This window comes from Candidatus Pantoea soli (genome assembly GCF_007833795.1).
GTDB lineage: Bacteria > Pseudomonadota > Gammaproteobacteria > Enterobacterales > Enterobacteriaceae > Pantoea > Pantoea soli.
Window position 1 is genome coordinate 1168244 of record NZ_CP032702.1, and the last position, 14446, is coordinate 1182689.

Below are 14446 nucleotides of genomic sequence, written 5' to 3' on the forward strand. Positions count from 1 at the left end.
CGCTGACGTTTCCGCTATCGTGTTTAGCATATAAAACGCTGTAGCGGATTAAACGCCACTAATTCAGCATTAGTGGCGTTTTTGTTAAATAGATAAAACGAGAGCCGTGTCATGAGTGCGATGTTCGATCCAGAAAGCGCGATTTATCCTTTTCCCCCCAAGCCAGCACGCCTCAGCGAGGCAGAAAAAGCCCGTTATATTCGTGAAATCAAATCCCTGCTGAAGCAACGCGACGCGGTCATGGTGGCCCATTACTACACCGATCCGGAAATCCAGGCGCTGGCGGAAGAGACCGGCGGCTGCGTGGCGGATTCGCTGGAGATGGCGCGATTTGGCAGCACGCATCCGGCCAAAACCCTGCTGGTGGCGGGGGTGCGCTTTATGGGGGAAACGGCAAAAATCCTCAGCCCGGAGAAAACCGTGCTGATGCCGACGTTACAGGCGGAGTGTTCGCTGGATCTCGGCTGTCCGATTGAAGAATTTAACCGCTTCTGTGACGCGCATCCGGACCGCACCGTGGTGGTGTATGCCAACACCTCGGCGGCGGTGAAGGCGCGCGCCGACTGGGTTGTCACCTCCAGTATCGCGGTTGAGCTGATTGAACACCTTGATGGCCTGGGCGAAAAAATCCTCTGGGCACCGGACCAGCACCTGGGCCGCTATGTCACCCGGCAAACCGGGGCGGATGTGCTGTGCTGGCAGGGCGCGTGCATCGTGCATGATGAATTCAAAACGCAGGCGCTGCAGCGCATGAAAGCGCTCTATCCGCAGGCGGCGGTGCTGGTGCATCCGGAGTCGCCGCAGGCGATTGTGGCGCTGGCCGATGCGGTAGGCTCCACCAGCCAGCTGATTCAGGCCGCCCGCAATCTGCCGCACCCGCAGATGATTGTGGCGACCGATCGCGGCATCTTCTACAAAATGCAGCAGGCGGTGCCGGATAAAACGCTGCTGGAAGCGCCCACCGCCGGGGAGGGCGCCACCTGCCGCAGCTGTGCGCACTGTCCATGGATGGCAATGAACGGCCTGCAGGCGATAGCGCAGGGGCTGGCGCAGGGCGGCAGCGACCATGAAATTCATGTTGATGCGGCGCTGCGTGAGGCGGCCTTACTGCCGCTCAAACGCATGCTAGACTTTGCTGCACAACGTAAACTCAATGTGAAAGGGAACGCCTGAGACGGCTTTCATCAAGGTGCAGATGATGGATTTCTTTAGCACGCAAAATATTCTGGTGCATATTCCGCTCGGCGCAGGCGGCTACGATCTCTCGTGGATTGAAGCAGTTGGCACGCTGGCCGGGCTGCTGTGTATCTGGCTCGCCAGTCAGGAAAAGCTGATTAACTACCTGTTTGGTCTGATTAACGTCACGCTGTTTGCGGTGATCTTTTTCCAGATTCAGCTCTACGCCAGCCTGCTGCTGCAGCTGTTCTTCTTTGTGGCGAATGTTTATGGCTGGTATGCCTGGAGCCGGCAAACCAGCAGTCACGAAGCGGCGCTGAAAATCCGCTGGCTGCCGCTGCCCAAAGCCATAGGCTGGGGCGTGGCCTGCGTGATTGCCATTGCGCTGATGACACGCTATATCGATCCGGTGTTTGGTTTTCTCACGCGTATCGCCGTCAGCCTGATGCAAAGCGCAGGTCTGAACGTCACGCAGCCGCAGCTGCAGCCGGATGCGTTCCCGTTCTGGGATGCCTGCATGACGGTGTTGTCGATCGTGGCGATGATTCTGATGACGCGTAAATACGTTGAGAACTGGCTGCTGTGGGTGGTGATCAACGTTATCAGCGTCATGATTTTTGCCCGGCAGGGCGTGTATGCCATGTCGCTGGAATATGCGATTCTGACGCTGATTGCCCTGAACGGCTCGCGCCTGTGGATGAAAAGCGCGCGTGAGCAGGGCTCACGCGCGCTGTTGTCTCAGTGAGAGTGATGGGCGTGGCCTTCCAGCGCCGCGTGGTCGTGATGCGCGTGCGCTGCGTCAGCGTCCATCCCCAGTTCACAATCCGGCCCGCTGCAGGGCTGATACTCCATCTGCACGGTGGCATGCGCTATCTGATAATGCTGATGCAAAAACTGATGGATCCGCTGCAGCAGGCCATCGTGGTCGTAAGGCGGAATCACCTGCACATGCAGCGTCAGCACCGGTTTTTCACCCACCTGCCAGACGTGGAGGTGATGCACATTGCGCACCTCATCAATATTCCGCGTCAGTTCACGCGCCAGTTTAGCGCTATCGATATTGCCCGGCGCGCCTTCCAGCAGCTCATGCAGGCTTTCACGCAGCAGCGACCACGCGCTGCGTACCACCAGCAGTGACACCAGCAGCGACAGAATAGGATCGATGGGGGTCCAGCCGGTGTACATGATGATCACCGCCGCCACGATGGCGCCAACGGAACCGAGCAGGTCGCCCAGCACATGCAGCGCCGCCGCGCGCACGTTCAGGTTCTGTTCCGCACTGCCGCGATGCAGCAGCCAGAACGACAGCAGATTGGCCAGCAGGCCGGCGATAGCGATACCCAGCATCAGGCCGCCCTGCACCGGCTGCGGCTGGTAAAAACGGCGCAGCGCCTCCCAGACAATCAGCACGGTAATAACCAGCAGCGCAATAGCATTCACAAACGCCGCCAGCGTGGTCAGCCGCAGCAGGCCGAAAGTGTGGCGGGCATTGGGTTTGCGCCTGGCAAACTGCACCGCCAGCAGCGCCATCAGCAGCGCAGCGGCATCCGTTAACATGTGTCCGGCATCGGCCAGCAGCGCCAGCGAGCCTGAAATCAGACCGCCGGCCACCTCGGCCACCATAAACAGCGTCGTAACGCCAAAGGCAGCGGCAAGGCGAGAACGGTTGCCATTATGCTCGCTGTGAGAGTGAGTGTGTGCCATAACTTTCCAGTTGGTGAAGTAAGCTGTTCGTTAATGATATCAGTAAATTGAGATTATCGGGGTCAGGCTGATGCGCCTTTGCCCGATCGCTAAGCTGCTGGCAGCGCGCTGCCATCTTCTCCATGCCCAGCATCAGCGCGCTGCCTTTCAGCCGGTGCGCGGCGTGCGCCAGCGTTGTCCAGTCCAGCGCCTCGCTGGCGCGCAGCAGAGCATCGCGATCCTGCTGTAGCGTGCGCTGCAGCGTCTGGCACAGGCGCGGAACAAAAGCCGCGTTATGCTGCGCCAGCCGCAGCAGGTTCTCCTCTATCGCCGCCAGCGGGTCACTGGCGGCCCGCGCCAGCAGCGGAGCGATATCGCGCAGAGTAAAAGGCTTTATCAGCTGCGCTTCGTCCGCCTGCAGCGGCAGTTTCAGCAGTTGTACATCCGCCGAGCACAGCACGCGCAGGGCGACATGGCCGCGCCGCCGCTGACGCCGCCGCAGGATACGTAGCAGCAGCAGCCCGTCCGGCCGCGGCATCATCTGGTCAATAAACAGCACGTCAAACGGCTGCTGCGCGTCCGCCCGCAGCAGATCGCGCCCCTGTTCAAATACGGCTGCGGCAACGCCGAAGCTGGCCAGCTGCTGCTGCATCACCAGTAAATTGGCCGGGTGGTCATCAACGATCGCCACGCGCAGCTGCGGATAGCGCGGCCAGTGCACGCTGCTGTCGGTTTCTGTGGCTTCAGCTATTTCCAGCGGCAGTTGCAGCCGCACCTGGGTGCCCTGATCCGGCACCGAGCTTAGCGTCAGCGTACCGCCCATGCGCTGCACAATTTCGCGGCAGATAAACAGCCCAAGGCCGCTGCCCTGCACCGCATGGCTTTTGCCGGACGGCGCCTGATACCAGGGCTCAAACAGCCGTGCCTGCTCATCCGCCGGAATCCCGCTGCCGGTATCGCTTACCGTCAGTTCGATGGTATCGGTCACCGCCAGCGTCAGGCGGATTTCACCCTGGCGGGTAAATTTCAGGGCGTTGGCAATCAGGTTATTGACCACCTGCTGTAAACGATCGCTGTCCAGCCGCACGCACGAAGGCAGGGGCGTCAGCGCGGTGACGTGCAGCTGCGGGCCGGCTTCGCGCATCAGTGGATGATAGAACTGCTGCTGCTGTTGCAGCCAGTGAGCCAGATCGAGCGGGCGCGGCGCCAGGCGGAAACTCTGGTTTTCAATGCGTGCATGATCCTGCAGATCGTTCAGCAGGGCCATCAGCGAGCGTGCGCTGCTGTGCATCAGCGCCAGCCGGGCGTCCGGGCGCTGCTGCAGCTCCAGCTCCAGCAGGCCCAGAATCGCCTGCATCGGCGTGCGCAGTTCGTGGCTGGCGGTGGCAAGAAACTGACTCTTGGCGGCATTGGCCCGTTCAGCCTGCTCGCGCTGCAGCCGTTCGCGGCGCTGCTGCAGATAGCGCCGCAGCAGCAGCAACAGCAGCAGCAGAATGATCGCCCCGGCGGCCATCAGCACCATCAGCGGCACGTTACGCATGGTCATGCGGGTGCCGGGCTGCGGCGGCTGCGCCCAGCTGACGCGCATCTGATTAAGCGTATCCGGCGGGATCTGCTGCAGGGCGTGATCGAGCAGCGCACGCAGCTGCGGCTGCTGTGCGCTCACCTGCGGTGCCAGCGGCCAGGCGACATCGCTGGCGGCAAAGGCCAGATGCACACCGTTGCCTTCATGGCTGGCCATACGCCAGCGCGCAGAAAGGACATTATCAACCAGCGCATCAATCTGACCGGCGTTCAGCGCCTGCCACAGCTGTGTGCGGTCATTGAACAGCTGAGGCGTCATGCCCGGCGGCAGCAAGCGCTGGGCGAGATCGCCACGCAGTACCCCCACGCGCTGCCCCTGCAGCGATGGCCAGCCCATCGGCTGCTGGGGGGCCAGTGTATAAATGCCCCAGATGGCACGCCACACCGGCAGGGTCGTGCCGCTGGCCTCTTCGCCATACAGTGGCTGCAGCAGATTCAGCATCACCTGCTGCTGCTGCATCAGCGCATCGGCCTGCTGTGGATTGCTGACCCAGCGCGGCGTGAAGCGCAGGCCGGTGCTCTGACTCAGTGCGTTCAGCAGATCGATGCCAAAGCCACGCGCATTGCCGCTGGCATCGCGATAGCTCCAGGGCGCGTTATCCGCTTCGGCTGCGTAGGGGATCTCGGCATGCTGCGCCAGCCAGGCTTGTTCTGCGGCGCTGGGCATCAGGGTTTGCGTATCCTGGTAGCGCAGCAGCGGCGGGCTCCAGCGCTGCTGCACGCGGCTGCTGAACTCCGCCGGCAGCAGGCGCAGCTGCGCGTTGATCCAGCGAATCAGCGCCGGATCGCGGGCCAGTGCGCGCAGCGTAAGCTCTGCACCGCCTGCGTCTGCGGTAATCTGATAGATCTGCCCCTGCTGCAGCTGGCTCAGCAAAAAACCGGCGCTGGCTTCGTCGGCCACCAGATAATCGCTGTGCTGATTCAGCAGCGCATACAGCGCCTGTAAATCGCCCGGCAGCGTGTGCCAGCGGTGCCTGCGCACCCATTCCGGCGGCAGTTCTGCCAGCGTGGCGGCGGCGATGGTCAGCTGAGCGTTATCACTGTTAAACATTACGGCGCGCTGATTTTCCCGGTTGCGGTAGATACGCACCGGGCTGGTATACCAGCTGTCGCTCAGCAGCACACCCGGCGGCAACGCAGCGTGCTGATTGCTGAGCACCAGATCCACCTCGCCCCGCTGCAGCGCGGCCAGCTGCGCGGCACGGTCAGGGTAGCCGGAGAGCGTGAAGCGGGTGCCGCTCAGCTGGCTGAGGGCGCTGAGATAATCGGCGTCTATGCCCCAGAGGCGGTCACCGATACGCATGGCCCAGGGGGCGCTGTTCTGCGCCGGAACAGCCACGCGCAGCGGAGCGGCAGACCAGGGCTCTGCATGCGGGGCGGGCATCATCGCAGGCAGCATCACGCTGCTGGCAGGCTGTAATGCCGCGCGTGCCAGCATGCTGAGCAGCAGCAGACACAGCAGCAGCAGCGATCTCACTGCTGCGCTTTCCACAGCTCGGCCAGTTCTACCACGGAGTGAACGCCGGTTTTTTCAAAGATATTTTTTTTGTGCGTGCTGACGGTCTTATTACTGATATGCAGCTGTTCGCCAATCTGCAGATTGGAGAGGCCGCGCACCAGCAGCGCCGCAATCTGCTGCTCTTTTTCGGTGAGCGGCAGCGCGATGCGCTCTGGCAACGGGGGAAACGCCTGCTGGCCGCCCAGCACCGCCAGAATGGCGCTGAGCAGCTGTGCCATGCTCTGGCTTTTCACCACGTAGCCAGCAGCACCGAGTGAGACCGCGCTGAGCAGCGTGTGCCGGCTCTGCTGCGCCGAATAGATCAGCACCGGATACTGCGGATTACGCGCCCGCAGGCGGCGCAGCAGCTCCAGCCCGTCGCTGTCCGGCAGACCGATATCAAGGATGATCAGATCGATGGCATGCTGTTGTAACAGCTGGCGCGCCTGGGCTTCATCGGCCGCGGCGTAAAGTTGCAGCGGAATAGGGGCATTGAGGCAAGCCGCTTCCAGCGCGACTTCCACTAACGGGTGATCATCAATAAGCAGCAGCGAAGCCATGTAACCGTTCCTGTGTTAACCAGGCGTTCAGCATAGCGGAAAAGGGCGGAGGGAAAAATAAAAGGGCGAGCCTCAGCTCGCCCGATGGACAGCAAAAATGCGGATTACTGCGTGGTGCCGTCCGTTTTATGTTTCACGTGACCGCCACCGTGCTTGGTCTCAACTTTCTTATTCATATCCGGGCAACGGCCATCTTTACACATGGTGTTTTTGTGCACCTGGCTGGCAGACATATCGCCGGTGCCGGTACCGGAGGTCGCTGCGCTGTTGGTATTGGTGTTGCCGGTATTAATGTTGCTGTTATCAACATTGTTTGGCGGCAGATTCTGTTTCGCACCGCCCGCCGCTGCACCTGCTTCCGCAGAGGCGTTTGCCTGGCCATTGTTGTTATCCGCAGCCATCGCCGCACCGCTACCTAATGTCATCGCTGCCGTCAGAAAGATAATTGCAAACTTATTCATCATTATGCTCCTGTAATAAATGGATAGTTGCCGTCTCACACCCGCGGGTGCGGATTGACGAAAATAGCGTGCCGCGACGGAATAAAATTCCACCTGTAACGCTGGGTTTAAAAATAAATATCGTGAGCGCGGCATTCCTTAGCGCTTACGTTTAAAAAGCTTAGTTGATGACCGTCTAAATGCAAATTTGTAACCTGTATTTACCTTATTCACATAATTTACACCCGCAGCCCGACGGGATACATTGGTCAGGTTGCGCCCGGCGTACGCAGGGCCAGGAATGTGAATGGAATAAGTATGGATTACCAGAACGACGATTTACGTATCAAAGAAATCAAAGAGTTACTTCCTCCGGTTGCGCTGCTGGAAAAATTTCCCGCCACGGAACATGCTGCACAAACCGTGTCACGCGCCCGTCAGGCCATTCACCGCATCTTGCACGGCGAAGACGATCGCCTGCTGGTGGTCATCGGCCCATGCTCAATTCATGACACCGCAGCGGCAAAAGAGTATGCAGGCCGGCTGCTGCAGCTGCGGGAAGAATTAAAAGGCGAGCTGGAAGTGGTCATGCGCGTCTACTTTGAAAAGCCGCGTACCACCGTTGGCTGGAAAGGGCTGATCAACGATCCCTGGATGGATGGCAGCTTCGACATCAATGAAGGCCTGCGCCTGGCGCGCAAGCTGCTGGTGGATATCAATGAAACCGGCCTGCCGGCGGCCGGCGAGTTCCTGGATATGATCACGCCGCAGTATATGGCCGATCTGATGAGCTGGGGCGCTATCGGCGCGCGTACCACCGAATCGCAGGTGCACCGCGAACTCGCCTCGGGACTCTCCTGCCCGGTGGGGTTCAAAAACGGCACCGACGGCACCATTAAGGTGGCGATTGACGCCATCGGCGCGGCCAGTGCACCGCACTGCTTCCTTTCCGTGACCAAATATGGCCACTCTGCCATCGTGGAAACCAGCGGCAATGAAGATTGCCACATCATTCTGCGCGGCGGCAAAGAGCCTAACTACAGCGCGGAGCATGTCGCCGCGGTTAAAGCCGGGCTGGAGAAAGCAGGCCTGCGTCCGCAGGTGATGATCGATTTCAGTCATGCCAACAGCAGCAAGCAGTTCCAGCGCCAGATGGTGGTAGCGGAAGATGTCGCCGGGCAGATTGCCGGCGGCGAACAGGCGATCACCGGGGTGATGATTGAAAGCCATCTGGTGGAAGGCAATCAGAGCTTGGAGAGCGGCAAACCGCTGGTGTACGGCCAGAGCGTGACGGACGCCTGTATCGGCTGGGACGACACGGAGAAAGCCCTGCGCCTGCTGGCTGAGGCGATTCGCACCCGTCGCGGCTAAGCAGCACGCAACCCATAAAAAAGGCCAGACGCGTGTCTGGCCTTGTTGTTTATGAAGACAATTACTTCGCTTTACCCTGGTTCGCGACCGCAGCGGCTTTCGCAGCGATTTCGTCAGCGTCACCCAGATAGTAATGTTTGATTGGCTTGAAGTTTTCGTCGAACTCATACACCAGCGGCACGCCGGTTGGGATGTTCAGTTCGAGGATCTCATCTTCGCTCATGTTATCCAGGTATTTCACCAGCGCGCGCAGAGAGTTACCGTGCGCCGCAATGATCACCTTCTCACCACTTTTAATGCGTGGCAGGATGCTTTCGTTCCAGTAAGGAATCACGCGATCGATGGTCAGCGCCAGGCTCTCAGTGGTAGGCAGCTGGCTTTCGCTCAGTGATTTGTAACGCGGATCGTGGCCCGGGAAACGCTCATCGGCGCGGTCCAGTTCTGGCGGGGTCACGGCAAAACCACGACGCCACTGTTTAACCTGCTCGTCGCCATATTTGGCCGCGGTTTCGGCTTTATCCAGACCCTGCAGCGCACCGTAGTGGCGCTCGTTCAGACGCCAGCTTTTTTCCACCGGCAGCCAGGCCTGATCCAGCTCATCCAGCACGTTCCACAGGGTGTGGATAGCGCGCTTCAGCACCGAGGTATAGGCAAAATCAAACACGAAACCTTCTTTCTTCAGCAGCTGACCGGCTGCTTTGGCTTCGGTGCGACCCTTGTCGGACAGATCCACATCGTACCATCCGGTGAAGCGGTTTTCCTGATTCCACTGGCTTTCGCCGTGGCGCACCAGAACCAGCTTAGTTACGGCCATAGCTTTACTCCTTAATGCTTGATGTTTCAATGATGATAGAAACCGGCTGCGGCCACCTGTTGCTGCGGCTCACTGATAGCGCCATACCATAGCGGAAATCGGCGCACGGCGTAAGCCTGTCGGCATCGCAGTGCGCGTTTTTCATCCGGCGGCGTGCGGGGTGAAGCGGTAACGCGTCACGGAGCGCCATGTGTCGCCGGGTTGCAGCCAGCAATCAGGCTGCGGCCATTCGCTATGGTTGGGCGAATCCGGTAAAAATTCACTCTCCAGCGCGATGCCCTGGAAAGCAGTATAGCTGTCCTGTTCGCGGGCGCGCGTTCCGGCCAGATAGTTGCCGGAGTAGAACTGCAGCGCCGGTGCAGAGGTAAAGACGCTCAGCTGCAGGCGCCCATCCGCCGACCAGAGCTGCGCGGCCGGCTGGCTGCAGTCGCCGGCGGTATTAAGCAGAAACCCATGATCATAGCCTTTCACCGCTTTCTGATCGTCATCGGCCAGGAAATCATCGGCGATGCACTTCGGCTGACGGAAATCAAAACTGGTTCCGTCCACCGCCTTCAGCGGCGCAGCGGGAATGCCGGCGCTGTCCACGGGCAGATAGCGATCGGCCTGCAGTTGTAAGCGATGCTGACGTGCGTCGCCATGATGCGCGTCAAGGTTGAAGTAAGCATGGTTGGTCAGGCCGACCGGGCAGGCTTTATCGGTGTGCGCCGTATAGCGAATTGAAACGCAGTTATCGTCATCCAGCTGGTAAATGACATCGGCAATCAGATTGCCGGGATAGCCCTGATCGCCATCCGGCGAGTCGATACGATAGTGGACTTCGCTGTCGCTCTGGCTGAGGATCTGCCAGCGGCGTTTATCAAACCCCTCCGGCCCGCCGTGCAGCTGATGCGGCCCCTGATTGGCCGCCAGCAGCAGATTGATTTTTTTCAGCTCGGCAGAGGCGATGCGGTTGGCATAGCGCCCGACCGTGGCACCCAGATAGGCATCCTGATGCAGATAATCAGACGGCGTGGCGCAGCCCAGCAGCGCCTCACGTACGCTGCCATCCTGCATCGGCACGCGCGCCGAGAGCCAGGTGGCGCCCCAGTCCATAAACGTGGCGACCATACCGTTGCGATTGCGCAGTACCGTGATGCGCCACGGCTGTCCGTCGGGCGCGTGAGAATTGACGTCGCTTACCATTCGCCGGCTCCTGCAGAAGCTTTGCAGACGTAAAACGTCTCTTTGATGCCGGTCTGCGCTTCGTATTTTTCCGCCACGGCCGCTTTCACCTGATCCACCATGCCCGCCGGCATCAGTGCCACGATGCAGCCACCAAAGCCGCCGCCGGTCATGCGTACGCCGCCGTGCGTGCCGATTTCCGCTTTTACAATTTCCACCAGCTGGTCGATGGGGGGCACGGTGATTTCAAAGTCATCGCGCATGGAGGCGTGTGATTCCGCCATCAGCTCGCCCATACGCTGCAGGTCGCCGTGGCTGAGGGCGTCAGCGGCTTCCAGCGTGCGCGCGTTCTCGGTAATGACGTGACGCACGCGTTTTGCCACGCGCTTATCCAGCTGATGCTCAGCGGCGGTAAACTCCTCCAGCGTGACATCGCGCAGCGCCGGCTTATTGAAAAAGCGCGCCCCGGCTTCACACTGTTCGCGACGGGTGTTGTATTCACTGCCCACCAGCGTACGGCGGAAATTGGAGTTGATAATCACCACCGCCACATCCTGCGGCAGGGAGACGGCGCGGGTGCTCAGCGTGCGGCAGTCCAGCAGCATGGCGTGGTCCGGCTGGCCGAGCGCGGAGATGAGCTGATCCATAATGCCGCAGTTGCAGCCGACAAACTGGTTTTCCGCTTCCTGACCGTTCACCGCAATGGCGGCACCATCCAGCGGCAGCTGATACAGCTGGCGGAACACGGTGCCAACCGCCACTTCCAGCGAGGCCGAGGAGCTGAGGCCGGCACCCTGCGGCACGTTGCCGCTGATCACCATATCCACACCGCCAAAGCTGGCGTCACGCTTCTGCAGATGTTTCACCACCCCGCGCACATAGTTCGCCCACATCGGCGCTTCAACCGGCTCGATAGGCGCATCCAGTGAGAAGCTATCCTGCTCATGGTCATAATCCACGGCAATCACGCGCACCTGACGATCGTCACGGCGCGCGCAGGCAATCACGGTCTGATAGTCAATGGCACACGGCAGCACAAAACCGTCGTTGTAATCGGTGTGTTCGCCGATCAGGTTCACGCGGCCCGGCGCCTGAATACTGTGCGTAGCCTGGTAGCCGAATGCGTCAGCGAACGCCTGTTGGGTAACTGATTTTAAAGACATTATTGCGCCTCACGGAAATGGATATCGCTGACAGAACGCAGACGTTCCGCTGCCTGTTCCGCCGTTAAATCACGTTGGGTTTCAGCCAGCATTTCATAGCCAACCATAAATTTACGCACCGTGGCTGAGCGCAGCAGCGGCGGATAGAAGTGCGCGTGCAGCTGCCAGTGATCGTTGCTCTCGCCGTTAAACGGCGCGCCGTGCCAGCCCATGGAGTAGGGGAAAGAGCACTGGAACAGATTATCGTAGCGGCTGGTGAGCCGTTTCAGCGCCAGCGCCAGATCGCTGCGCTGTGCGTCATCAAGATCGGTCAGACGTTTGATGTGCGCTTTCGGCAGCAGCAGGGTTTCAAACGGCCAGGCCGCCCACCACGGCACCACAGCCAGCCAGTGCGCCGTTTCTACCACCGTGCGGCTGCCATCCTGCTGTTCGCGCGCCAGGTAATCCAGCAGCATCGGCGATCCGTTCTGCGCAAAGTAGCGGCGCTGGTGCGCGTCCTCTTTCTGCGCTTCGTTTGGCAGGAAGCTGTTGGCCCAGATTTGTCCGTGCGGATGCGGGTTAGAACAGCCCATCGCCGCGCCTTTGTTTTCAAACACCTGGACCCAGGGATAGTGCTGTCCCAGTTCGGCGGTCTGCTCCTGCCAGGTGCGTACGATGGCTTCAAGGTTGCTCAGCGGCAGCTCCGGCAGCGTTTTGCTGTGATCCGGTGAGAAGCAGATAACGCGACTGGTGCCGCGTGCGCTTTCGCAGCGCATCAGCAGATCGTCGCTTTCCGGCGCGTCCGGCGTGTCGGTCATCAGCGCTGCGAAATCATTGGTGAACACGTAAGTGTTTTTATAATCGGGATTTTTATCACCGGTGATGCGCGTGTTTCCGGCGCACAGGAAGCAATCAGGATCGTGCGCGGGCAGGCTCTCCAGCGCCGGCGTCTCCTGTGCACCCTGCCACGGACGTTTTGCCCGGTGCGGTGAAACCAGCACCCATTGATCGATCAACGGGTTATAACGGCGATGCGGATGATCGACCGGGTTAAATTTTTCCATAACAAGTCCTGGTAAACGGCAAACAATGAAAAATCACTGCCTCCAACGTAGCACACAGGGCGACGTGAAAGCGTGATCCAGTCTGGATAAATGGTATCGTTTACACAAGGTGACGATTCTCATTTTGTGGGGTTGAGTGTCACAATTGCTGAATAAGCCCGCAATGAAATGGTAGCGGTTACATTGGCTGCCGGGCGCTGGCTGACACGCAAACCTTGCGCAGCTGCAACATGCCGGGATCGCCGGGCCGGAAAAGAATAATCGGGCGCGCGCGCGGCCCGCCGGCAAAGCGGGCAGCGGCATGGCGCAGGGCAGGCGGCGGCAGAGCCGAGCGCATTTTCGCCGCTGCGGCACCTGCCGTTCAGGCAGGCCCCGGCCACCATGCTCGCCACCGGGGCACGCGCTGGAGATTAAACCTCGCGCAGGGCTTCCTGCTGATAAACGTAACCGTCACCCTGTTTCACAAAGCTAAGACGGTGCGTAATGCACTGCGGTGCGTCCTCCGCGTGATGCGAAACAAACAGCAGCTGCGTCCGGCCTTCGCCGATCAGCACATCGACAAACCGCCGTACCAGCTGGCGGTTGATCGGATCCAGCCCCTGCAGCGGCTCATCCAGAATCAGCAGCGTCGGATGTTTCACCAGCGCACGGGCAATCAACACCAGCCGCTGCTGCCCCCAGGAGAGGCTGTGGAAGGGGGCATCGGCCAGCGCATTATCCATGCCGAGCAGCGCCAGCCACTGACGTGCCAGCGCCTTTTGCCGCTCCGAGACCGCCTGATACAAGCCAATCGAGTCGAAAAATCCGGAAAGGATCACGGTGCGCACGTTACAGCTAACGCGGTAATCCAGATGCAGGCTGCTGCTGACATAGCCGATGTGCTGTTTGATATCCCAGATGGTTTCGCCGCTGCCGCGCCGGATACCAAACAGCGTCAGGTCGTTGCTGTAACCCTGCGGATGGTCACCGGTGACCAGACTGAGCAGGGTGGATTTCCCGGCCCCGTTCGGCCCGGTGATCTGCCAGTGTTCGCCCGCGCTGACCTGCCAGCTCAGGCCATGAATCACCACGTTATCACCCCAGGAGACAACGCCGTTGCGCAGCTGTACGCGCGGCGCGTTTGCTGCCAGGGCGGGCAGCCGATCCGGCGCATCCGGCTCCGGCAGCGCCATGCCCTGCAGCGTTTCGCTGTGCGCCAGCTGCGCCACCAGCGCCTCCGCAAGAATGGCCTGGCGCGCGCCAACGTGCGTCAGCGTGCCTTCGGCCAGCACGCCGACCTGCTGCACGAAATCAGGAATATCGTCAAACCGGTTCAGCACCAGCACCAGGGTGTAACCCTGCTGGTGCAGCGCCTGCAGGGTTTCCGCCAGGCTGGCGCGCGAAGCCACGTCCAGACCATCGAAAGGCTCATCCAGAATCAGCAGATCCGGCCGGGCCATCAGCGCCTGACACAGCAGCGTTTTGCGCGTCTCCCCGGTGGAAAGATACTTAAAGCGGCGTTCCAGCAGATGATGGATGCCAAACTGCTGCGCCAGCGCCGCGCAACGCGCCGCATCATTCACCTCCTGCTGAATAATCTGCGCGGCGGTCCGGCCGGTATCGTCCTCGCCCTCGCTCAGCAAGTCGGTGTTGTTGCGTTCCCACTCTTCGCTGACCAGCGCCTGAAGCTGCTCCAGTGAAAGCCGCGTGCGGCGCTGAAAACTCGTGGTGACGCGGCCTTTACCGGGCAGCAGCTCGCCGGACAGCGCGCGCGCCAGCGAGGATTTTCCGCTGCCGTTAGCCCCGACAAACGCCCAGCTTTCGCCACGATTAAGGGTGAGCGCCTCCAGGGTGAGCGTTCGGGTAGCGCTCAGATGAAATATGCCTTGCGAAATATGCAATGAGGCCATGATTTGTTCCATTTTCTGCATCGTATTACCCGTTGTAGCGGGCAGGATAACTGAAGTCAAA

At 60.3% G+C, this 14446-nt stretch carries 13 protein-coding genes; 3 read left to right on the forward strand and 10 right to left on the reverse strand.

Going from position 1 to position 14446, the window contains the following annotated elements; all coding sequences use genetic code 11:
* Window positions 1-111: 111 nt before the first annotated feature.
* Complete coding sequence (nadA, locus tag D8B20_RS05425; protein WP_145887835.1) at window positions 112-1173, forward strand: quinolinate synthase NadA; 1062 nt, start codon at window positions 112-114, stop codon at window positions 1171-1173.
* A gap of 25 nt (window positions 1174-1198) precedes the next feature.
* A complete protein-coding gene (pnuC, locus tag D8B20_RS05430; RefSeq protein ID WP_145890412.1) occupies window positions 1199-1921 on the forward strand; it encodes a nicotinamide riboside transporter PnuC in 723 nt (240 codons plus the stop codon).
* Here pnuC and zitB read toward each other — a convergent pair.
* From zitB to D8B20_RS05450, 4 genes are all read right to left on the reverse strand, one after another.
* Window positions 1915-2880 carry a CDF family zinc transporter ZitB gene (gene zitB / locus D8B20_RS05435; RefSeq protein ID WP_145887837.1) on the reverse strand — a complete coding sequence of 322 codons (966 nt, stop codon included), beginning with the start codon at window positions 2878-2880 and terminating at the stop codon, window positions 1915-1917. The genes pnuC and zitB overlap by 7 nt on opposite strands.
* The gene (locus D8B20_RS05440) at window positions 2849-5881 is read right to left on the reverse strand and encodes an ATP-binding protein (protein WP_261388087.1); all 3033 of its coding nucleotides are present in this window, start codon (window positions 5879-5881) and stop codon (window positions 2849-2851) included. The genes zitB and D8B20_RS05440 overlap by 32 nt, the downstream gene beginning before the upstream one ends.
* A gap of 35 nt (window positions 5882-5916) precedes the next feature.
* Window positions 5917-6501 carry a response regulator transcription factor gene (locus tag D8B20_RS05445; protein WP_145887841.1) on the reverse strand — a complete coding sequence of 195 codons (585 nt, stop codon included), beginning with the start codon at window positions 6499-6501 and terminating at the stop codon, window positions 5917-5919.
* 104 nt (window positions 6502-6605) lie between these two features.
* Window positions 6606-6965: a YbgS-like family protein gene (locus D8B20_RS05450; RefSeq protein WP_370664120.1), complete on the reverse strand. Its 360-nt coding sequence runs from the start codon at window positions 6963-6965 to the stop codon at window positions 6606-6608.
* 294 nt (window positions 6966-7259) lie between these two features.
* Between D8B20_RS05450 and aroG the strand changes: the two genes are divergently transcribed.
* A complete protein-coding gene (gene aroG / locus D8B20_RS05455) occupies window positions 7260-8312 on the forward strand; it encodes a 3-deoxy-7-phosphoheptulonate synthase AroG (RefSeq protein WP_145887843.1) in 1053 nt (350 codons plus the stop codon).
* Window positions 8313-8373: 61 nt separating this feature from the next.
* On the opposite strand, the gene gpmA is transcribed toward aroG, so the two are convergent.
* The 6 genes from gpmA to modF all read right to left on the reverse strand — a co-directional run bounded on the left by gpmA (window position 8374) and on the right by modF (window position 14385).
* A complete protein-coding gene (gpmA, locus tag D8B20_RS05460; RefSeq protein WP_145887845.1) occupies window positions 8374-9126 on the reverse strand; it encodes a 2,3-diphosphoglycerate-dependent phosphoglycerate mutase in 753 nt (250 codons plus the stop codon).
* A 141-nt stretch (window positions 9127-9267) separates the two neighbouring features.
* A complete protein-coding gene (gene galM / locus D8B20_RS05465) occupies window positions 9268-10311 on the reverse strand; it encodes a galactose-1-epimerase (RefSeq protein ID WP_145887847.1) in 1044 nt (347 codons plus the stop codon).
* Window positions 10305-11453, reverse strand: coding sequence for a galactokinase (gene galK / locus D8B20_RS05470; protein WP_145887849.1), 1149 nt, complete (start codon window positions 11451-11453; stop codon window positions 10305-10307). The genes galM and galK overlap by 7 nt, the downstream gene beginning before the upstream one ends.
* Window positions 11453-12496 (reverse strand): galactose-1-phosphate uridylyltransferase, encoded by a 1044-nt coding sequence (gene galT, locus D8B20_RS05475; RefSeq protein ID WP_145887851.1) that lies wholly within the window; start codon window positions 12494-12496, stop codon window positions 11453-11455. The genes galK and galT overlap by 1 nt, the downstream gene beginning before the upstream one ends.
* Before the next feature lie 178 nt (window positions 12497-12674).
* Window positions 12675-12833: a hypothetical protein gene (locus D8B20_RS21545; RefSeq protein ID WP_186454403.1), complete on the reverse strand. Its 159-nt coding sequence runs from the start codon at window positions 12831-12833 to the stop codon at window positions 12675-12677.
* Between the two features lie 73 nt (window positions 12834-12906).
* Complete coding sequence (gene modF / locus D8B20_RS05480; RefSeq protein ID WP_145887853.1) at window positions 12907-14385, reverse strand: molybdate ABC transporter ATP-binding protein ModF; 1479 nt, start codon at window positions 14383-14385, stop codon at window positions 12907-12909.
* Between the last annotated feature and the right edge of the window lie 61 nt (window positions 14386-14446).

Bases quoted from the DNA above. Each gene is read 5' to 3' on its own strand.
- pnuC (WP_145890412.1), top strand. From the start codon at position 1,199: ATGGATTTCTTTAGCACGCAAAATATTCTGGTGCATATTCCGCTCGGC.
- galM (WP_145887847.1), bottom strand. From the start codon at position 10,311: ATGGTAAGCGACGTCAATTCTCACGCGCCCGACGGACAGCCGTGGCGC.
- galT (WP_145887851.1), bottom strand. From the start codon at position 12,496: ATGGAAAAATTTAACCCGGTCGATCATCCGCATCGCCGTTATAACCCG.
- D8B20_RS05445 (WP_145887841.1), bottom strand. From the start codon at position 6,501: ATGGCTTCGCTGCTGCTTATTGATGATCACCCGTTAGTGGAAGTCGCG.
- D8B20_RS21545 (WP_186454403.1), bottom strand. From the start codon at position 12,833: ATGCGCTCGGCTCTGCCGCCGCCTGCCCTGCGCCATGCCGCTGCCCGC.
- galK (WP_145887849.1), bottom strand. From the start codon at position 11,453: ATGTCTTTAAAATCAGTTACCCAACAGGCGTTCGCTGACGCATTCGGC.
- nadA (WP_145887835.1), top strand. From the start codon at position 112: ATGAGTGCGATGTTCGATCCAGAAAGCGCGATTTATCCTTTTCCCCCC.
- modF (WP_145887853.1), bottom strand. From the start codon at position 14,385: ATGGCCTCATTGCATATTTCGCAAGGCATATTTCATCTGAGCGCTACC.
- D8B20_RS05440 (WP_261388087.1), bottom strand. From the start codon at position 5,881: ATGCTGGCACGCGCGGCATTACAGCCTGCCAGCAGCGTGATGCTGCCT.
- aroG (WP_145887843.1), top strand. From the start codon at position 7,260: ATGGATTACCAGAACGACGATTTACGTATCAAAGAAATCAAAGAGTTA.
- D8B20_RS05450 (WP_370664120.1), bottom strand. From the start codon at position 6,965: ATGATGAATAAGTTTGCAATTATCTTTCTGACGGCAGCGATGACATTA.
- zitB (WP_145887837.1), bottom strand. From the start codon at position 2,880: ATGGCACACACTCACTCTCACAGCGAGCATAATGGCAACCGTTCTCGC.
- gpmA (WP_145887845.1), bottom strand. From the start codon at position 9,126: ATGGCCGTAACTAAGCTGGTTCTGGTGCGCCACGGCGAAAGCCAGTGG.